This window comes from Luteimonas sp. TWI596 (assembly GCF_039674105.1).
Lineage (GTDB): Bacteria > Pseudomonadota > Gammaproteobacteria > Xanthomonadales > Xanthomonadaceae > Luteimonas.
Map to the genome: position 1 here is coordinate 62,668 of NZ_JBDJMU010000001.1, position 19,910 is coordinate 82,577.

Annotated in this window: 17 protein-coding genes; 7 read left to right on the forward strand and 10 right to left on the reverse strand. The window is 71.0% G+C overall.

What is annotated here, in order from left to right:
• Nucleotides 1–123: 123 nt before the first annotated feature.
• Nucleotides 124–744, forward strand: coding sequence for a glutathione S-transferase N-terminal domain-containing protein (locus tag ABE487_RS00310; RefSeq protein ID WP_241943943.1), 621 nt, complete (start codon nt 124–126; stop codon nt 742–744).
• 76 nt (nt 745–820) lie between these two features.
• Nucleotides 821–1,324, forward strand: a complete 504-nt coding sequence (locus ABE487_RS00315; RefSeq protein ID WP_346451992.1) for a ClpXP protease specificity-enhancing factor — start codon at nt 821–823, stop codon at nt 1,322–1,324.
• Nucleotides 1,325–1,369: 45 nt separating this feature from the next.
• Here the strand turns inward: ABE487_RS00315 and ABE487_RS00320 are convergent, their stop codons facing one another.
• From ABE487_RS00320 to ABE487_RS00330, 3 genes are all read right to left on the reverse strand, one after another.
• Nucleotides 1,370–1,702 carry a DUF3301 domain-containing protein gene (locus ABE487_RS00320; protein ID WP_346451993.1) on the reverse strand — a complete coding sequence of 111 codons (333 nt, stop codon included), beginning with the start codon at nt 1,700–1,702 and terminating at the stop codon, nt 1,370–1,372.
• A 112-nt stretch (nt 1,703–1,814) separates the two neighbouring features.
• Complete coding sequence (gene nadC / locus ABE487_RS00325) at nt 1,815–2,693, reverse strand: carboxylating nicotinate-nucleotide diphosphorylase (RefSeq protein WP_346443459.1); 879 nt, start codon at nt 2,691–2,693, stop codon at nt 1,815–1,817.
• 105 nt (nt 2,694–2,798) lie between these two features.
• Nucleotides 2,799–3,080 carry a Trm112 family protein gene (locus tag ABE487_RS00330; protein ID WP_346451994.1) on the reverse strand — a complete coding sequence of 94 codons (282 nt, stop codon included), beginning with the start codon at nt 3,078–3,080 and terminating at the stop codon, nt 2,799–2,801.
• A 400-nt stretch (nt 3,081–3,480) separates the two neighbouring features.
• Between ABE487_RS00330 and purE the strand changes: the two genes are divergently transcribed.
• Nucleotides 3,481–3,945 (forward strand): 5-(carboxyamino)imidazole ribonucleotide mutase, encoded by a 465-nt coding sequence (gene purE, locus ABE487_RS00335; protein WP_346452016.1) that lies wholly within the window; start codon nt 3,481–3,483, stop codon nt 3,943–3,945.
• A gap of 31 nt (nt 3,946–3,976) precedes the next feature.
• Nucleotides 3,977–5,137: a 5-(carboxyamino)imidazole ribonucleotide synthase gene (locus tag ABE487_RS00340; protein WP_346451995.1), complete on the forward strand. Its 1,161-nt coding sequence runs from the start codon at nt 3,977–3,979 to the stop codon at nt 5,135–5,137.
• Between the two features lie 174 nt (nt 5,138–5,311).
• On the opposite strand, the gene ABE487_RS00345 is transcribed toward ABE487_RS00340, so the two are convergent.
• From ABE487_RS00345 to ABE487_RS00375, 7 genes are all read right to left on the reverse strand, one after another.
• A complete protein-coding gene (locus tag ABE487_RS00345) occupies nt 5,312–6,100 on the reverse strand; it encodes a heme ABC transporter ATP-binding protein (protein WP_346451996.1) in 789 nt (262 codons plus the stop codon).
• Nucleotides 6,097–7,089: an iron ABC transporter permease gene (locus ABE487_RS00350; protein ID WP_346443533.1), complete on the reverse strand. Its 993-nt coding sequence runs from the start codon at nt 7,087–7,089 to the stop codon at nt 6,097–6,099. Before ABE487_RS00350 ends, ABE487_RS00345 begins: the two co-directional genes overlap by 4 nt.
• A gap of 74 nt (nt 7,090–7,163) precedes the next feature.
• Complete coding sequence (locus tag ABE487_RS00355) at nt 7,164–8,222, reverse strand: ABC transporter substrate-binding protein (RefSeq protein ID WP_346443466.1); 1,059 nt, start codon at nt 8,220–8,222, stop codon at nt 7,164–7,166.
• A 171-nt stretch (nt 8,223–8,393) separates the two neighbouring features.
• Entirely contained in the window at nt 8,394–9,767 is a 1,374-nt protein-coding gene (locus ABE487_RS00360; protein ID WP_346451997.1) for a YncE family protein, read from the reverse strand.
• 151 nt (nt 9,768–9,918) lie between these two features.
• On the reverse strand, nt 9,919–10,968 hold the full coding sequence (locus ABE487_RS00365) for an alpha/beta hydrolase-fold protein (protein WP_346452851.1): 1,050 nt from the start codon (nt 10,966–10,968) through the stop codon (nt 9,919–9,921).
• A gap of 7 nt (nt 10,969–10,975) precedes the next feature.
• Nucleotides 10,976–13,207: a FepA family TonB-dependent siderophore receptor gene (locus ABE487_RS00370; RefSeq protein ID WP_346451999.1), complete on the reverse strand. Its 2,232-nt coding sequence runs from the start codon at nt 13,205–13,207 to the stop codon at nt 10,976–10,978.
• 130 nt (nt 13,208–13,337) lie between these two features.
• A complete protein-coding gene (locus tag ABE487_RS00375; RefSeq protein ID WP_346452000.1) occupies nt 13,338–15,398 on the reverse strand; it encodes a TonB-dependent receptor in 2,061 nt (686 codons plus the stop codon).
• A 257-nt stretch (nt 15,399–15,655) separates the two neighbouring features.
• Between ABE487_RS00375 and ABE487_RS00380 the strand changes: the two genes are divergently transcribed.
• From ABE487_RS00380 to ABE487_RS00390, 3 genes are read left to right on the forward strand one after another with little or no spacing between them, the layout of a single operon-like run.
• Entirely contained in the window at nt 15,656–16,867 is a 1,212-nt protein-coding gene (locus ABE487_RS00380; protein ID WP_346452001.1) for an MFS transporter, read from the forward strand.
• Entirely contained in the window at nt 16,864–18,048 is a 1,185-nt protein-coding gene (locus ABE487_RS00385) for an isochorismate synthase (RefSeq protein ID WP_346452002.1), read from the forward strand. The genes ABE487_RS00380 and ABE487_RS00385 overlap by 4 nt, the downstream gene beginning before the upstream one ends.
• Before the next feature lie 16 nt (nt 18,049–18,064).
• Nucleotides 18,065–19,711, forward strand: a complete 1,647-nt coding sequence (locus ABE487_RS00390) for an AMP-binding protein (RefSeq protein WP_346452003.1) — start codon at nt 18,065–18,067, stop codon at nt 19,709–19,711.
• Nucleotides 19,712–19,910 lie beyond the last annotated feature (199 nt).

The window sequence follows — 19,910 nt, forward strand, 5'->3', positions numbered from 1 at the left end:
CGGGCGGCTCACGGAAATGCGAGACTCGGGCACCGCGACAATCGTCTGCGAGGGGCAGGCGGCATCGCGAGGGCTGGCGGAGCCAGTCTTACGGACAGGCCGATGCAGGCCACGGGTGCATCCATGCGAAACGTGCTGACACTGTTTTCCTCGGTCGATGATGTGCTGTGCCATCGGGCACGCCTGGTGCTCGCGGCCAAGGGCGTTACCTACGACATGGTCGTGGTGGACCCGCGCAATCCGTCCGAGGACCTGATCGACCTCAATCCCTACCACTCGGTGCCGACCCTGGTCGAGCGCGAGCTGGTGCTCTACGCGGCCAGTGTGGTCAGCGAGTATCTCGACGAACGCTATCCGCATCCGCCGCTGATGCCGGTCGATCCGCTGTCGCGCGCGCGCCTGCGCCTGGCGATGCTGCGCATCGAGCACGACTGGGTGCCGCAGGTCCAGGCGATCCAGATGGGCAACAAGGCCCAGGCCGAAGCCGGTCGCAAGCGGCTCAAGGAACTGCTGACCGCGTCGGTGCCGCTGTTCAAGGCCAGCAAATTCTTTCTCAATCCGGAAATGAGCCTGGCCGACTGCGCGATGGCGCCGATCGTCTGGCGCCTGCAGGCACTGGAGATCCCGCTGCCCAAGGATGGCGTCAAGGCGATCGAGGACTACGGCAACCGCATCTTCCGCAGCCCCGGTTTTGTCCGCAGCCTGACTCCGCAGGAACGCGCGCTGCGCGCACTGCCCGAGTAGACGCGTGCCCGGCGCCGGCCACCTGCCGGTGCCGCATCTGTGCCCCCAGCCTGCACGAGCCGTTAGACTGTCGCGCATGACGGACCAAGCGCCTGCGATGACCAGCCACCGCCCGTACCTGCTGCGTGCGCTGTACGAGTGGATCGCCGACAACGGCATGACCCCCCATATCCTGGTCGATGCGCGCCGCGCCGGCGTGCGCGTGCCTGCGCATGCGGTGCAGGACGGGCGCATCGTGCTCAACATCGCCGACCGTGCGGTGGCGCGGCTGGAGATGGACAACGACAGCGTGCGCTTCTCCGCGCGCTTTGGCGGCGTCAGCCAGTCGGTCGTGGTGCCGATCGCCGCGGTGCTTGCGGTCTACGCCCGCGAGACCGGGCAGGGCATGGCACTGCCCGAGGACATCGTCGCGTCCGGCGATACGCGCGAGGTGCAGGCCGAGGACGCACCGGCGTCCGCGCGGCCGACCTTCGCATCGGTGGATGGCGGCGCGCCCGAGCGCGACGACGACACCGACGGTCCGCCGGACGACGACACCCCGCCCGAGCCGCGGCGTGGGCATTTGCGGGTCATCAAGTAGGTTTCGAGCACGCCCGGCGTTGCCGGTCGGGCCGCGGCAGCGCGTTCAGGGTAGCGCTGTGGCGTCGCGGCGCGTCGGCCCACTGAACGCGACCAGCCGCTCGCCGCGCAGCACCAGTTGGCCGACATGGCGCTCGATGCCGTCCTCGGAGTACTCGAAGCGGAAACTGCGCTCCACGCGCAGGCGCCCGCTGTCGTCGCGGCGCAGACGCATCGCATAGGCGTGCACGCTCTGGTCGAGCCACTGCACGCCAGCGCGCTCGCAGGCTTCGCGGCCGAGTTGGCCGGCGCGTTCGGCGGCGCCGCGTGCCGCGCTCCACCACAGGAACGCCGCGAAGGCGGCCAGCATCGCGAAGATCATCGTCGGGAAATCGGGCATGCGCGCAATGTGACGGCGCCGGGCGGCGCTTGCAAGCCGCGTGCACGCGGACGTCCGGCAGGGCGGATGGGGCGTGCTCGGGGCCGGCCGGAACAGGCCGGGCCGCTGGGAATCAGGCGTCCTGGAGCTTGAGCGACAGGTCGATCGCCTGCACGTGCTTGGTCAGCGCACCGACCGAGACATAGTCCACGCCGTCGGCGGCGATGGTGCGCAGGGCGTCGAGGTCGACGCTGCCCGATACCTCCAGCGGGATGCGGCCCTCGAATGGCGCAGCGTGTGCGATGGCGACGGCCGCGCGCCGCGTCGCGGCGTCGAAGTCATCGATCAGGATGCGCGTGCAGCCGGCGGCGAGCGCCTCGCGCAATTCGTCGAGCGTTTCGACCTCGACCACCAGCGGCAGGCCGGGGGCCCGGGCATGGGCATCGGCGATCGCGGCGGCGATGCCGCCGGCGGCGCGGATGTGGTTCTCCTTGAGCATCACCGTGTCGTAGAGCCCGATGCGGTGGTTTTGGCCACCGCCCACGCGCACCGCGTACTTCTGTGCCAGGCGCAGGCCCGGCAGCGTCTTGCGGGTGTCGAGCAGGCGCGTGCGGGTGCCGGCGAGTGCGGCGACATGGTGCGCGGTGGCGGTGGCCGTCGCGCTCAAGGTCTGCAGGAAGTTCAGCGAGGTGCGCTCGGCGGACACCAGTGCCCGGCTGCGCCCGGCGAGTGTGGCGAGCACGGTGCCTGCGACGACGTGGTCGCCCTCGGCGACGTGCCAGTCGATGCGCACGTCCGGGTCCAGCGCACGATGGCAGGCGTCGAACCACGGCCGGCCGCAGATCACCGCCTCCTGCTTGCACAACAGCCTGGCGGTGGCCGCGCGGTCGGGCAGCAGGGCCGCGGTCACATCGCCCGTGCCCAGGTCCTCGGCCAGCGCCGCGGCGACGTTGGCGGCGACCGTGTCCGGATCCGGCGGGGCGATGCGGTGCGAGGCGGTGGGCGGGGTCATGGGTCCTGTCCGATGGCGACGGTGGCCGGTCGTGGCGGGGGCGCGGCACCTGCGGCCGGGCCGGTCGTGGCCGGGCGCGCGATCACATGCGAACGCCCGCATCCATCAGGCGCGTGCGCCGTCCTTCGGGAAGTCGGCGATCTGTCCGGTCGCGATGCCGTCCTCGACCAGCAGCACCGGAATGCCGTCGTCGACGCGGTAGACGCGCTTGCGATCGTGGGTGATCAGCGCCTCGCGCAGCGGCGCGTTCTGCGCCGTGCCGTCCTCGCGCTGCACCGTGCCGGCGGCGATCGCCGCATTGAGCGCATCCAGGCCGGCGCGTTCGAGCAGCGACAGCGGCTGGCGGCTGGCGGGGCAGACGAGGATGTCGAGCAACTTGCGGTCCATGGTGCGGGGGTTCCGGGCATGTCGGGAATCGCGGAAGCGTACCACCTCGCATCGCCGACGCCGGCGCAAGCCCCACGCACGACGCCTTCAGGCGGCGCCGTCTTTCGAACTGCGATCCCGCGGCTGCGGAAAGGCCGGGCCCCAGAACCGGGGTCAGGGTGCAATTTCGTCTACCGAAACTGCACCCTGACCCCGGTTTGTTGTCTCGCGAAATTGCACCCTGACCCCTGTTTGTTGGGGGGCTTTGAAGCGCCGTTCCCGCCCATAGGGAAGAACCTCTAAAATGCCCGTTTGAGGCCGGAGCCCGCGCATGTCAGCCAACGTCCAGAGCAGCACGACCGCCCTCGCCGCGTCCGGCGAGCGGAGCACCTCGGGCAGAGCCCCGCTTGTGGGGATCGTGATGGGGTCGCGTTCGGACTGGGAGACGATGCAGCATGCCGCGCAGAAGCTCGAACAGCTCGGTGTCCCGCACGAAGTCCGCGTGGTCTCCGCGCATCGCACGCCGGATGTGCTGTTCGACTACGCCGCCTCGGCGCGCACGCGGGGCCTGCGCGCGATCATTGCCGGCGCCGGCGGCGCCGCGCATCTGCCGGGCATGCTCGCCGCCAAGACCGCGGTGCCCGTGCTCGGTGTGCCGGTGCAGTCCAAAGCCCTCAACGGGCTCGATTCGCTGCTGTCGATCGTGCAGATGCCGGCGGGGGTGCCGGTCGCCACCTTCGCGATCGGCAATGCCGGCGCGGCCAACGCCGCGCTGTTCGCCGCGGCGATGCTGGCCGCTGGCGACGAGGCGGTGGCGGACGCACTGGACGAGTTCCGGCAGCGGCAGACCGAGGAGGTCGCCGCCAATGACGATCCGCGTCGATGAGCGCGCTTGTAGCGTCGGAGCGCGCGCGGGCATGACGACGGTCGGGATTCTGGGCGGCGGCCAGCTGGCACGCATGCTGGCACTGGCGGGCCATCCGCTGGGAGTCAATGTCCTCGTTCTCGACGGCGCCGCAGACGCCTGCGCCGGACAGTGTGCGCCGCTGCTGCTGGGCGGCTACGACGATCCGGCGGCATTGGCCGACCTGGCCGCGCGGGTGGACGTGGCGACCTTCGATTTCGAGAACGTGCCCGCCGCTGGTGCGCGCCGGCTCGCCGCGGACGTGCCGGTGTTCCCCAATCCCGATGCGCTGGCGCTGACCCAGGACCGGCTCGCCGAGAAAACGCTGTTCCGCGAACTCGGCATCCCGGTGCCCGAGTTCGCCGACATCGTCACCCGCGCCGATCTCGACGCCGCGGTCGCGCGGCTGGGCATGCCCTGCATCCTCAAGACACGGCGGCTGGGCTACGACGGCAAGGGCCAATTCCGCATCCGCGAGGCGGCCGACATCGACGCCGCCTGGGACGCGCTCGGCGCCCAGGTGCAGGCGACCGGCCTGGTCCTCGAGGGCTTCGTGGCGTTCGAGCGGGAGCTCAGCGTGGTCGCGGTACGCGGGCGCGACGGCACGTTCCGCACCTGGCCGCTGACCGAGAACCGCCACGTCGATGGCGTGCTGTCGACGAGCCTGGCGCCGGCGTCCGCGGATGCGGCGACGGCGCGCACCGCGACTGCGCATGCCCGCGCGATCGCCGAACGGCTGGACTACGTCGGCGTGTTCGCGCTGGAACTGTTCTGCCGCGGCGATGAGCTGCTCGCCAACGAGCTGGCGCCGCGTGTGCACAACTCCGGGCACTGGACTATCGAAGGCGCCGAGACGTCGCAGTTCGAGAACCACCTGCGCGCCGTGCTCGGCCTGCCGCTGGGCGACACCGCGCCGCGCGGCATGTCGTGCATGCTCAACTGGCTCGGCGCGATGCCCGACGCCGCGGCCGCACTGGCCGTGCCCGGCGTGCACTGGCACGACTACGGCAAGCAACCGCGCGACGGCCGCAAGGTCGGTCATGCGACGGTCCGTGCCGACGATGCGCAGACGCTGGCTCAGCGCCTGTCCGACCTCGGCGAGGCCCTGGGGCGGCAATCACAGGTCGCGCCGGTCGTCGCGCGGCTGGGCGCACGGGCACACGCCGCCGGCTGAGCGCGCCCGCCACCTGCGGGCGAGACAACACGGGGCGACGCGATCGTGTGGTCGAGGGCGCCCCACGACGTCGCCTTGGCGGCTGCCGACGCACCGCTCCGGTGCGCATGACATGCGGTGCGTATCAGATGGGGTGATGGCCCCGGCAGGCGCGCGCGCCCGGCGCGCGTCTGCTCATCTGGGATCGTCGCTGACCACCAGCGGCACGCCGCGGGTCGGGTGTTCGAGCACCAGCACAGGCTGCCGGTACACCCCCTCGATGGTCTCGCGGGTCAGCACTTCGCGCGGGCTGCCGTCGGCGGCGACGCGGCCGTGCTGCAGCATGACGATGCGATCGGCATGGCCGGCGGCGAGGTTGAGGTCGTGCAGCACGACGATGACGCAGGCGCCGTCGTCGGCCAACTGGCGTGCGGTCCGCAGCACGGCCTCCTGGTGCTGCAGGTCGAGCGCGGCAGTGGGTTCGTCGAGGAACACCACCGGCGTGGTCTGCGCGAGCACCCGCGCGAACGCGGTACGCGAGGCTTCGCCGCCGGACAGCGTTTGCACGTCGCGACCGGCGAGGTGGACGATATCGGCCGTCGCCATCGCTGCCTCCGCGATGCGGGTGTCCTGCGCCGGGGCCGGCGGGTGCGGCAGCCGGCCCATCGCGACGACCTCGCGGACACTGAAGGCAAAGCGCACTGCATGGTCCTGGGGCAGCACGCTGCGCTCGCGCGCCAGCGCGCGCGCTTTCCATTCGCGCAGCGGTGCGCCCGCAAGCCGGACATGACCGGCAACGGGTACGAGGTCGCCGGAGGCGACGGCGAGCAGGGTCGACTTGCCGGCGCCGTTCGGGCCGACCAGCGCGGTCAGCGTGCCGCGCGCGAAGCGCAGATCGACGTCATCGAGGATCGCGCGGCCGTCGATGCGCACGCTCGCGCGCTCGATCGCCAGCACGTCGTCGGCGGCATCGGCTGCGCTCACGCGCCGCCCCGCTTGCGGCTGCGCAGTACCAACCACAGGAAGAACGGCGCACCGAGTGCGGCGGAGAACAGGCCCAACGGGATTTCAGAGGGCGGATCGAGGCTGCGCGCAGCGGTGTCGGCCAGCACCACCAGCAGGCCGCCGGTCGCGCCCGACAGCGGCAGCAGCCAGCGGTGGCCCGGGCCGGCGAGCAGGCGCACGAAATGCGGTACGACCAGGCCGACGAAGCCGACCACGCCGGCGAACGCGACCGCCGAGCCGACCAGCAGCGCGCAGACCGCAACCAGCAGCGCGCGCGTACGCCGCACGTCCAGGCCGATGTGCTGGGCCTGGCGTTCGCCCAGCGCGAGCATGTCCAGTGGCGTGGCCAGGCTCGCCAGCGCGACCGCGCCGATCGCGAACGCGGGCACCGCGGCCAGCAGGTCGCCCCAGTCGGCCATCGCCAGCGAGCCCATCTGCCAGAACACCAGCGACTGCAGTTCGTCGCTGCGCGCGATATAGGTGAAGAAGCCGATCGCCGCCGAGCAGCCTGCGGCGATCGCGATGCCCACCAGCAGCAACGTCGCGGTGCCGCCGCCGCGGTCGGGGCGGGCGAGCAAATAGATCAGCGTGGTCGTCACCGCGCCGCCAGCGAACGCCGCGACCGGGATCGTCCAGGCGCCGAGCACCGTAGCACCGAGCACGATCGCCGCCACTGCGCCGAGCGCCGCGCCGTGGGTCACGCCGACGATGCCCGGGTCGGCCAGTGGGTTGCCGAACAGGCCCTGCAGCCCGGCGCCGGCCATCGCCAGCGAGGCGCCGACGATGACCGCCAGCAGCGCACGCGGTACGCGCAGGTTCCAGACCACCGAGATGTCGCGTTGGCTCAGCGTGCCGGCATCGGCCAGGCCCAGCTGGTGCGCGATCACGTGCACCACGTCGCCGGGCGGAATCCGCAGCGGGCCGACGCCGAACGACAGTACGATCACCAGCGCCAGCAGCGCGAGCATGCCGACGAACAACAGGCCGCCGGGCGGCCGCCGGACCTGGCCGGTGCGCCGCGGACGCGCGCGGCCTTCGGCACTCATGCGCCGGGCTGGGCGTCGAGCTCGGCGGCCAGCTCGGCCAGCGCGGTCGCCAGTGCCAGGGCGCCGGTCCCGCTGGCGACGCTGGTCGCCTTGAGCTGCAGGTCGGGCATCACCCAGACGCGGTGGGCGATGCCCGCCGGCGTCTGGCGCAGGCTCGGGTAGGCCTTCCACAGGCCGTCGGGTCCGCCGAACACGCGCAGGTCGTCCTCGCTGACCAGGATCACCTCCGGGTCGGCGGCGATGATGCCCTCGTTGCTCAGCTGCGAATAGTTGGCCACGCGGGCCTCGTCACCGACGTTGATGCCGCCGGCCAGGCGGATGGCCTCGGCCGCCGCGGTGTCGGCGCCGCCGACCGTGGGCGCGCCACCGCCGCCGGTGGCCGAGACATGGATCACCCGCGGGCGGCGGGTGTGGCGCGCGGCGATGCCGGCGGCCTCGTCGAGCTGGGCCTGCACGCGCGCGGCCAGGTGTTCGCCCTCGTCGGCGTGGCCGAATGCGGCGGCGATCTTGCGCACTTTGTCCGGCGCGGGCTGCAGTTCGTCGACGATGATCATCGCGTGGCCGGCATCGCGCAGCGGTTGTGCGAGCTTGCCGTGCCGACGCAGGCTGTTGCCGACGAACAAGGTGCCGTCGAGGCTCAACACGCCTTCGACCCCGGTGGTGCGGTTGAACAGGAAATGGTGCGGCGCCTTGCGCCCGGTCTCGGTGACGCTGTTGACCGGCGCGGCGAACACCTGGTCCGACAGGCCGAGCGCGTCCATGACCATGACGATGTCGTCGTTGCCGACGATCGTGCGGCTGGTGTCGGTGATGGTGACCTCGACGCCGTCGTCGGAGCGGACGGTCGTTGGCAGGTCCTGGGTCGAGCGCGGCACCTGCGGGATGTCGGTGCCGGCGACGCGGCGCCAGCCGTCGGGCAGCGCCGTGTCCGCGACGTCGGGGGCGGCCTGCGGGGAGCCGGCGCCGTCGTCGCCGTTGCGGGCGCAGCCGGCGAGGGCACAGGCCAGGCTGGCGGCGAGCAGGGCCGCATGGCGGATCGTGAGGCGCTGGAACATCGGCCTGTCACCTTGTCGAATCGGATGAAGACGCAGCGGCCGGCGGGAGGCCGGCCGCTGCAAGACGACGATTTTAGCCCCTATCGTCCGTCGGGGACGTCGCGCACTGGCCGCAACGCCTGCGCCAGGGAGCGCAGCGCGGACGTGGCGGTGGGCGACGGCGCGCTGCGATCAGCGAGCCTTGGGTGCGATCCGGCGGATGTGGTCGCCCTTCGGATCCTCGGCGCCGCGCGCCTTGTTGACCGAGTAGACGACGCCGTCTGCGCCCTTGCTGACGTGGTTGGGGAAGCTGCCGCCGTCGAAGTTCGCCACGACCTGGCCGTTGTCGTCGACGACGGTGATCGTGTCGGCACCGCGATTGACGACGTAGGCCAGGCGCTGGCTCGGCTCGTAGGACACGTTCAACGCACCGGCGCCGACGTAGACGTCATGGTCGATCGTGCCGGTCTTGGGGTCGACGATGAGCAAATTGTCGCTGCCCTGCGACACCACCAGCAGGCGCTGGCCGACCGGATTCCAGGCCACGCCGATCGCGCTGCGGGCATTGACCAGCGGGACCACCTTGTCCACGGTGTTGTTGGCGGTATCGATGACCGCAGCTTCCGGCGTGGACATGCTCGCGGTGTAGAGCTTGCCGGTCGCAATGTCCAGATCGAGGCTGGTCGGCGCGAAGGATTCGCCGCGCACGCCGGACTCGATGACGATGTTGTCGAGCTGGGTCAGGCGCTTGGCGTCGAACACCGAGATGAAGTTCTCGCCCGATGCCGTGGCGTAGACGCGGCCACGCTGGGTGTCGACGACGACGTCGCGCGCGTGCGGTACGGCGCCGACCGGGAACTGCTTGACCAGCGACAGGTCGGACTGCCGGTAGACGGCGACCGTGTCCTGGCGGGTGTTGGTGACCCAGACGTTGCCGTTGGCATCGTCGACGCCCACGCCATACACGGCGAACACGCCCCCTGCCGGTGCCGCGCCGGGCGTGGCGCTCGCCACGACCTGCAGCGACTGCGGGTCGACCTTCTGCAGCGCCGATACCGTGACCGGCGGGCGGCCGACTGCGCTGGTCACGAACAGGGCGTCGTTCTTCGCGCTGTAGGCGACCTGGTACAGGCCCTGGGCGAGCTTGGCGCTGCGCACGTCGAAGCGCGCCTCGCCCGACACCGGCAACTGCTGGGAGACCTTCAGCTCGAGGATCGAGGCTGCGTCCGGGCCGCTGGTGCGTACGAGCACCGGGTGCACGCCGACGGCGGCATCGGCCGGGATCGCGACCCGGCCCTTGAAGGCGCCCTGGGCGTCGGCGACGAACGGCTGCGCGTTGAGGACGGTCTCGCCGCGCTGCAGCGTGACCTGCTGGCCGGGCTTGAAGCCGCTGCCGGTGAGCTCGACTTCGCTGCCGGGCAGCACGACCGGGCCGGCGGCGCGGACGGTGCCCTTGAAATCGACGTCGGGCTGGCTGAAGACCTGGGCGCCGGCGAGGCCGGTCACGGCCGACAGGGCGAGGGCGAGGGCGGCCAGCCGCAGGCGGCGGGAAGGCGAGGTTGTCATGACAGACTCCTGGAGCACTGAAAGGACCGGCGGGATGCGGGGCCGGAGGAGGGAAAACACGATGGCTGGGACGCCGGGCGTCGTGGCGATGGCGGACGCCGGCAGTGCCGGCGTCCGGGTCGGGCGGGGCGTGGGCACGGCCACGCCGGAATCATCGGCCGGGGTCCACGCCATCTGCGTGGCTCGGGGTGTCGCTGTGGTCGGCGATGCCGGTGACGACGTGCAGCGTCCACATCAGCGAGGCCCGGAACATCGGGCCGTGGGTCAGTTCGGGGAACTCGCGATAGGTCACCTGCAAGCCGTCGACGGCGGACAGGCGGTCGGCGAGGTTGCGCGCCGAATCCGGCGGTGCGGCTTCGATGCGGCGCAGGTGGACCTGCACGCGCGGGTCCGACAGGTCGCGGTGCGCCACCTGCCGTGTGCGCTCGCCTTCGCCCAGGCCGATCAGCACGCGCGCCCGGCGCCCGGCGTTGTTGGCCACGAACCGCTGCTCGGGCGCACCGAGCAGCGCGCCGTCGCCCCACCACAGCGACGGGCTGCCGGCAGCATAGGTGTCGAAGGCGCCGGTGCGCGTGTACAGCGTATGCAGCGCGAACAGGCCGGCCAACGAATGGCCCCACAGCGTCTGCCGCGCCGGATCGGTCTGCACCCGGCGCGCGACCTCGGGCCGGATCGTGCGCTCGAGGGTCTCGAGCATCGCATCGGCACCGCCGCCGCCGACGATCGTACCGCCGCCGCGAACCGGCCGTTCGCCTTCGAACGGGGTGTAGTCGCGCGTGCGCGACTGCGAATCGATGCGCAGGTCGTTGGGATAGCCGACGAACACCAGTGCGTGCGGGACCGGCTGCGCGGCGAGTTCGGCCAGCAGCGCATCGTCGAACTCGATCAGCGCAGCGTTGCCATCGAGCATCCACAGTGCCGGATAGCCGGCCGCCGGTGCCGGCGCCTTCGGCACCGCGACATGCACGCGCCACGTGCGCTGGCCGTCGCGGCTGGTGATGTCGAAGCGTTCGAAGACGTAGTGCTGCGAGACATGGTCGGCGACGGTCTGGCCGATCGCGCGCGTGGGATCGCGCTGCTGCGCGGCCGCGGTCGACGGCACGGCCTGCAGTGCCAGCAGCAGGCCGGCAGCTGCGGCCAGCGTCGCCAGGCGGATCGGGCGGTGAGCGGGGGGGCGACGGGTGTGCATGGGTGTACGCATCGAGGGCTCAGAACCCGATGTTGGTGCTGACGAACCAGGCGCGTCCAGGCTCGTTGTAGGTGTAGGCGCCCGCGCCGTGGATCTCGTTGGGCGTGCCGAGGTTGACGCCCGAGGCGTTGCCGCGGCGGAAGATGCGCTTGTCGAGCAGGTTGTCGACGCCCAGCGTGACGCTGACCCGGTCGGTGATGCGGTAGCGCCCGCTCAGGCCCACGAGCGCGTAGGGCGGCATGCGGTCGGCGGCGCTGCCGGCGACCGGCCGGCCCTGGTAATCGAGACGCTGCGGCACCTGCTCGCCGTAAAACGTCGCCTTGGCCAGCAGCGACAGGCGCGCGCTGGCGCGCCAGTCGAACGCGGTGTTGATCGTGTACTCGGGAATCGTCGACAGCGCATCGCCGGTGCTGCGGTTCTTCGACTCGAGCATCCAGGTCACATTGGTGTTCCAGCGCAACGTGTCGGCCAGCGGCAGCTCCACGCTGCCCTCCAGGCCCTCGATCACTGCCTTGGGAATGTTGTCCCAGCGGAACACGTCGACGTTGCCGACGCGATCGATCGCGACGTGGCCGGCCTCGACCTTGTCGCGGTAGTCGTTGCGGAACCAGGTCAGGCCGGCCTGCACGCGGCCGTCGGCGAACTGCACGCCCAGCTCCTTGTTGACGCTGGTCTCGGCGTCGAGCGCGTCGTTGCCGACCAGAAAGCACGGGCCGCCACCGCCCCAACAGCCGATGCCCGCGCTGTAGAGCGAATAGCCGGCATTGCTCTGATAGAGGTTGGGCGCCTTGTAGGCGCGGGCGATGCCGGCGCGCAGGGTCCAGGACGGCAGGAATTCGAACGCGGCGCTGACCGCCGGGCTGAGGTTGCCGCCCAGCCGATCATGGTGGTCGTAGCGCAGCGTCGGGGTCACGGTCAGCGCGTCGCCGATGTAGATGTTGTCCTCGACGAACACCGAGGCGATGCGCGCATCGGTGCGGCCGCTCCATTGGGTCGGCGGCACCGGCACGTTCGGCTGCGGATTGCGGTCCTTCAGCCCGGATGCACCGTCCTCGAGCCGGCTGTCGACCCATTCGGCGCCGACCGTCAGCACGTGATCGATGGTGTCGCCGGCCACGGTGTGGTTGACCTCGCCATGCAGGGTGAGCGTGCGCAGGTCGATGTCGCCGAAGCCGCCGTCGACGATGAAGATGCCTTCGGTGCCACCAGCCAGGCCTTCGAGCAGGCGGGTGTTGCGGGTCTTCTCGACGGCGGCGTAGGCCAGCGAGCGGGTGGCCTGACCGTACTCGCCGCGATGGCTGACGTCGAAGGTCCGGCGGTAGAGCCGATTGGTCTCCGCGCCGATCCACTTGAGCACTTCGGGATTGCGGTTGGTGTTCTGGGTGTCGCCGGCGTAGAGGTTGCCCTGGCGGCTGAAGCCGGCGCCCACATCGATCCGGTGGCCGGGCAACACGTCCCACAGCAGTTTGGCCGAGGCGTTGCGATTGCGCACGCCTTCGCGTCCGGCGGGAAAGGTGCCGGCATTGCTGCCGCTGCGTGCCGAGGCGTGATCTCGGTTGATGGCGAAGTCGTCGGATTCGGCCTTGCCGGCGCTGCCCGACAGGCGGAACGACAGCCGGTCGGTCAGCGGCCCGCTCATCTGCAAGCCGGCGCGCTGGCTGCCGCCGTCGACGCCGTGGGTGGGCACCAGCCCGTAGACATTCAGCGAACCGCCGAACTGCGGGCCCGGCGCACGGGTGACGATGTTGACCACGCCGCCGGCCGCGCCGCTGCCGTAGCGTGCCGCCGCCGGACCGCGCAGCACTTCGATGCGCTCGATCTGCTCGGGCGGCACCCAGCCGGTGTCGCCGCGCGAGTCGCGCTCGCCGCGCCAGCCGTAGCGCACCGCGTTGCGGCTCGACACCGGGATGCCGTCGACCAGGATCAGGGTGTTCTCCGGGCCCATGCCGCGGATGTCGATCTGGCGGTTGTTGCCGCGCTGGCCGCTGGTCGAATTGCCGGTCAGGTTGACGCCCGGCAGCGTGCGCAGGAACTCGGCGATGTCGTTGCGCGGCGGCTGGCGCTCGATGTCGTCGGCGAGCACGACCGAAGCGCCCAGCGCCTGGCGGGCGATCTGCTCGGCGGTGACCCGCACGGTGTCGAGCGTCGTCGCGTCCCCCGAGGTCTGGGACAGTGCCGTGAGCGGCAGCAGCGCGGCGATGGCGCAGGCCAGCAGGGCAGGGCGGACGGGCGGACGGGGGCGGGCGGGCATGGGGGATCCGGGAGACGGTGCAGGCGAGGCGCGTGAAGGCATCGTTATTTTATGGTTTATGAGATTGATTCTCAATCGTGACGTCCGGTGCATGGGGCGGACAGGCCGCCCCACGCACGGCGATGGCCGCTCAGAAGCGCGCGGTGGCGCCGACGAACCACGTGCGGCCGCCGCCGTCGTAGTTGCTGCCGTCTTCCAGCGTCGATACGTCGGTGACGTTGCGCACGCCTGCGCGCAGCGTCAGATGGGCGTTGACGTCGAAGCCACCGACCAGGTCCCAGGTGGTGTAGGCCTTGGCGAAGGTCGGGCTGGTGGCCGAGATCAATTGCTCGCCGACATGCTGGGCGCTCAGCGACAGCGCCCAGGCGTCGTCGATGCGCCAGTCCAGCGAGGTGTTGGCAGTGAGCTTGGGCACCACCAGCAGGCTGGCGCCGGTGGTGCGGTTCTTCGACTCGAGCATCCGGGTGGCATTGGTGGACCAGGTCAGGCGCTCGTGCAGCGGCACCACGACGCTGGCCTCGACGCCGCGGGTGCGCGCCTCTTGCAGGTTCTGCGCGACCGTCCACCAGAACCCGTTGACATAGCTGCTGTCGAAGCCGGGCAGGGCGCTGAGCGGCATCTGCTCGATCTTGTCCTCGAAGTCGGTGTGGAAGTAGGTCGCCGCCAGCGACCAGCCATTGCGGTCGAAGCCGGCGCCGATCTCGTAGTTGGTGCTCGTCTCCGGCTCGAGATTCGGATTGCCGGCCATGTAGCAGCCGCGGGTGCCGTCGGCGTTGGGGCGGTAGGTCGGCGAGGAGGTGTCGGTCGTCCAGCCCTCGGGCGAGAGGCTGCGGCAGCCGTTGCCGCCGGACTGGGTCGCCGCGCCGGCCGAGCCCTGCTTGAGGTTGGGCGCGCGGAAGCCGCGCGATACACCGCCGCGCACCGTCCAGTCGCGCGACGCATGCCAGACCGCATAGACGCGCGGGCTCAGGTTGTCGTCGTAGTTCTCGGTGTTGTCCCAGCGCAGGCCCAGGGTCAGCGTGAGGTTCTCGCGCAGCGACAGGTGGTCTTCGACGAACAGCGCCCAGGCGTCGGCCTCGTTCTTCGGGCTGATCCGGCCGCTGCCGGTCCAGGTCACCGGCACGGTGCCGATCGTGTTGACGTTCTGCAGGACCTCCCGCTTCCATTGGCCGCCGGCGTTGAGGGCATGCGGCACGCCCCAGTCGAAGCCGGTATTGAAGACGGCATCGAGCACGGTCTCCTTGGCGTGGTTGCCCACCGCGCTGCCTTTGTCTTCGTAGTCGTTCTGGACCAGGGTCGCCTTGGAGGTCGAGGCGTCGCCGTAGCGACCGTCATGGCTGAGCACGTAGCCGGTGTGCACCAGTTTCGACAGGCCGAAGGCGTTCAGCGCTTCGCCGCCCACGTTGCGCTGCACGCCGCGCGAGGCCTCGAATCCGATGGCGTGGTCGTCGTTGACGCGCCACTGGAGCAGCGCATTGGCGGTCTCGGCGCGCGTGCCGGGGGTCCGCCCGATGCCGGTCCCGGTGTCGGAATCGCGATCGGTCAGGTTGGCGCCGACCCGCAGGCCCAGGCGCTCGGTCAGCGGGCCGCTGAACCGGGCGCCAAGCTGGATCGTGTCGCCGCGGTCGGAGGCATCGGGCCGGCTGTGGTTGTAGGTGGCGGTGCCGCCCCAGGTGGGCGCGATCTTGCGGGTGATGATGTTGATCACGCCGCCCATGGCGTCGGAGCCGTACAGCGACGACATCGGGCCGCGAACCACCTCGATGCGTTCGATCATGTCCGGCGACAGCCAGTCGAGATCCTGTGCGCCCAGATTGTCGCGGTAGTTGACGCCGGACGAATTGCCCTGGCGGCTGCCGTCGATGAGGATCAGCGTGTACTGCTCGGGCAGACCGCGCAGCCGGATCTTGGCCTGCGCGCCCGACAGGGCATAGCCGCCGGTCACGCCGGGGATCGTGCTCAGCAACTGCCCGAGGCTGCCGACCGGCTTGCGTTCGATCTCCTCACGGGTGATCACGCTGATGCTCGCCGGTGCGTCCCGGATCCACTGCTGCACGCCGGTCGCGGTGACCACGACGGTGTCGAAGTCGGTCGCCGCCGGAGCCGACGCGGGGGACTGGGCGGCGGCGGGCTGCGCAAGGACGAGCGCGACCACGGCCGCGAGCGGGGAGAGGGCGAGACGGTGTGACATCGGAACTCCGAAGGGCGTCAGTACTGAATAGGCGGTCTTGCCGGCGCGCCAGCGGCGTCGCGCGCTGGCATGAATATGAATGATACCTGTTTGCGAACGATTCTCAATAACTCTGGCGGCTATGGGTCGTAAATGAGAGTTGGTATCATTTGAGGGCGTCGCGTCGCCCGCTTCTGGTGGTGCCGGCCGGCGCGAGGCGACGGATCCGTCGTCTCCGTCCCCTGTCGCCGGCCCCGCCGGCGGATCGAGATCTGTGCATGTCCGCTGTCCCCGCGTCGTCCCCCCGCGTGCCCGGCCTGTCGGCGCTGGTGTTCACCGCGTTCGCCGGGACGATGGCGATGATGGCCTTCGTTGCCGTCGTCGGACCGGTGGTGCGACTGCTGGGGCTGGCGGAGTGGCATGCCGGTCTGTCGGTGACCGCCGCCGGCGTGCTGTGGATGCTGTCCGCGCGGCGCTGGGGCGCGCTGAGCGACCGTATCGGACGCCGGCGCGTCCTGCTCGCCGGCCTGGTCGGCTATGCCCTGGTCTACATCGCGATGGCCGTCTTCGTCGACCTGGCGCTGCGGCATCCGCCGGCAGTGTTGTTGTCGGTGGTCGCACTGGTGGCGACGCGGGCGCTGGTCGGACTGTTCTATGCCGCGGTGCCGCCGACCGCCGCGGCGCTGGTCGCCGACGCAGTGCCGCCGGGCGGCCGCGGTGCGGTGATGGCGCGGCTGGGCAGCGCGAACGCGGTCGGCATGGTGCTGGGCCCGGCGGCGGCCGGCTGGATCGCCTACCGGAGCATCGCGCTGGCGCTGTACCTGGCGGCGGCGTTGCCGCTGCTGTCGCTGCTGGTGCTGTGGTGGCGGCTGCCCGCGACGCCGGTCGCATCGACGCCGCGGTCCGGCCCGCGTCCGGCGATGTCGGTCGCCGATCGCCGCCTGCGCCTGCCGGTCTACGCGGTGTTCGCGGCGATGGTCTCGGTGACGATCGCGCAGGTCGTCGTCGGCTTTTTCGCGATCGATCGGCTGGGCCTGTCGCCGACCGACGGTGCGCGCGCGGCCGGGCTGTCGTTGACTGCGGTCGGCCTGGGGCTGATGTGTGCCCAGGCGCTGGTGATGCGGCTGCGCGCAGTGCCGCCGGCGCGCTGGATCACGATCGGCGCGCTGATTTCGGCGGCGGGCTTCGCCTCATCGGCGCTGGTGGCCGTGCAATGGCAGTTGCTGCTGGCCTACAGCGTGGCGGCCTTCGGCATGGGCATGGTGTTTCCGTCGTTCCAGGCGCTGGCGGCCGATTCGGTCGAGGCGCACGAGCAGGGCGCGGCCGCCGGCACGATCGCCTCGGTCCAAGGCCTGGGCATGGTCGTCGGCCCGTTGCTGGGCACGCTGTTCTACCGCGTCTCGCCCAGTGCGCCCTATCTGCTGATCGGTGCCGTGCTGCTGGTGCTGTCGGCGGCTGCGGCGTTGCACCCGCGTGAGGCGGCGCGATGACCGAGGCGGCATACACCGCCGGGCCCGAGGCGATCGTCGGCGATGGCGATCAGACTGCGGCATCGACCTGGTTTCGCCTGCTCGGCCCAGCGCGGCGAATGGCCGCCGAAGGCCGGCTGGCATCGCTGCCTGCGGGGCCGACGTCGACGCTCGGCGCCCGGGTGGCTGCGTTCTTCGCCGACGATCGCGCCGGGCCGGCGCTGCTGGTCGGGGCGTTGCCGTTCGACCCGCACGGCGACGATGCGCTGTACCAGCCTGCACGCCTGTCGACGTCCGATGATGCGGTGGCGGCTGTGGCCTGGCCGCCACTGCTGTGCGGCCATGTGGCCGAACCGGCCGCCGAGGCCTACGCGACAGCGGTCGCGCGCTGTCTCGACCGCTTGCACGATGAGGACGCCGCTGCGCCGCTGCGCAAGGTCGTGCTCGCACGCAGCCTGCGCATCGATGCCGCATCAAAGATCGATCCCCTGGCCCTGGCGGCGCGCCTGGGCACCGATGCCAGCGTGACCGCGTATGTCGCGCCACTGCCGGTGGCGGTGGGCGAGGCGCCGGCCTGGCTGGTCGGGGCCACGCCCGAACTGCTGGTGTCGCGGCGCGGCCTGGAGGTCGTCTCGCATCCGTTGGCCGGCTCGGCGCGCCGCATGCGCGACCCGGCGCAGGACACGCGCGCCGCGCAGGCGCTGCTGGATTCGGCCAAGGACCACGACGAGCATCGCCATGTCGTCGAGGCGATCGTCGATGCACTCGCGCCGCTGTGCAGCCGGCTGCAGGCGCCGTCGACGCCGGCGCTGCATGCGACCGCGACGATGTGGCACCTGGGCACACGCATCGTTGGCACCTTGAAGGACCCGTCGCTGTCCTCGGCCGCGCTCGCGGGCCTTTTGCATCCCACGCCGGCGGTCTGCGGCACGCCGCGCGAGAGCGCACTGGCGGCGATCCGTGCACTTGAGCCAGTGGGTCGCGGCTTCTATGCGGGCGCGGTGGGCTGGACCGATGCGCAGGGCGACGGCGACTGGTACGTGTCGATCCGCTGCGCGCGCGTGCAGGCCCGCACGATGCGCCTGTTCGCCGGTGCGGGTATCGTGGCCGGCTCGCAGCCGGCGCTCGAGGTCGACGAGACCGCGGCCAAGTTCCGCGCGCTGCTCGATGCGCTGGACATCGACGACGTGCGCGCTGCCTGATTCGATCGAGGATGCCATGAGCGACACTTCCGCCCCGCAGCGCCTGCCGCTGCGCCAGGTCTGGCCCGATGAGCGGGTTGCGCACTACCGCGCGGCCGGTTACTGGCGCGGCGAGACCTTTCCCGGCTTCCTGCGCGCGCGCGTCGCGGCGCATCCCGATGCGATCGCTGTGGTCGGCGGTGCGGTGCACTGGACCTACGCGCAGCTGTGGGCCGAGGCCGAGCGCATCGCCGCCGGCTTGCTGGCGCAAGGCCTGGCACCGGGCGATCGGGTGGTCGTGCAGTTGGGCAACGTGCCCGAGTTCATTGCGGTGGTCTGCGCGCTGTTCCGCGCGCAGCTGGTGCCGGTGTATGCGTTGCCGGCGCACCGGTTGACCGAGGTCGCGCATTTCGCGCGCAAGGCCGAGGCCAGCGGCTACATCGCTGCGGAGACGTACGAGCAGTTCGATTACCGCACGCTGGCCCGCGACCTGCAGCGCGAGGTGCCGGCGGTACGTCACGTGTGCGTGGTCGGCGATGGCGCGGAGTTCGCGTCGGTCGCCGCGCTCGATGGTGATCGCACCGCGTTGCCGGGCGATCCCGATCCGCAGTCGGTCGCGTTCCTGCAGATCTCCGGCGGCAGCACCGGACTGTCGAAGCTGATCCCGCGCACGCACGACGATTACATCTACAGCTTCCGCGCCAGCAACGCCATTTGCGGGATCGATCGTGGCAGCGTGTACCTGGTCGCGCTGCCAGCAGCGCACAATTTCCCGATGAGCTCGCCGGGCTTCTTCGGCGCGCTGTACGCAGGCGCACGCGTGGTGTTGAGTCCGGGGCCGGGGCCGGATGTGGCCTTCCCGTTGATCGCGCGCGAGCGCGTGACCTGCGTCGGTCTGGTGCCGCCGTTGGCGCTGCTGTGGGCCGATGCGGCCGGCAAGACGGCGCACGATCTGTCGAGCCTGCACGTGGTGCAGGTCGGCGGTGCCAAGCTGGTGCCCGAGGCGGCGCGGCGGGTGATCGCGGGGTTGGGCTGCACGCTGCAGCAGGTGTTCGGCATGGCCGAGGGCCTGGTCAACTACACCCGGCTCGACGATCCACACGAGGTCGTGATCCACACGCAGGGGCGGCCGATCAGTCCCGACGACGAGGTGTTGATCGTCGACGATCACGGCGCGCCGGTGCCTGAGGGCAGTACGGGGCATCTGCTCACGCGCGGTCCGTATACGATCCGCGCCTATCACAATGATCCGGCGGCGAATGCGCGCTCGTTCACCGACGATGGGTGGTACCGCACGGGCGACATGGTCCTGCGCACGGCCGAGGGCAATCTGGTGGTGCAGGGGCGGGCGACCGATCACATCAATCGGGCGGGCGAGAAGATTTCGGCCGAGGAGATCGAGGATCATCTGCTTGCGCATCCGCAGGTGTTCGATGCGGCGGTGGTGTCCATCCCGGACGATTTCCTCGGTGAGCGCAGCTGTGCGTTCGTGATTCCGGGGCAGGCGCGGCCGCGGCCTGCCGAGTTGAAGGCTTGGGTGCGTGGGCGGGGCTTGGCGGGGTTCAAGGTGCCCGATCAGATCGTGTTCGTGGATGCGTTCGGCACGACGGCGGTGGGCAAGGTGAGCCGCCGTGAGTTGCGTGCGCAGTTGCGCGCGCGGTTTCTTGCGGAGCAGGGTGCGTGATCAGGGCGCGTATCACCGATGGTGTGCTTGGCGTGGCCGCCGGTCATCCGTTCGTTGTTGCCGCGTTAGTGGGGCCTCGGCCTGCTGGCCGGCAGCCGCTTTCCCCTCTGTCAGGGCGTCGTGTCCTGACTTGGGTGCGCACTGTCGGTCATCCGTTCGCGGTTGCCGCGTTGGTTGGGCATCGGCCTGCTGGCCGGCA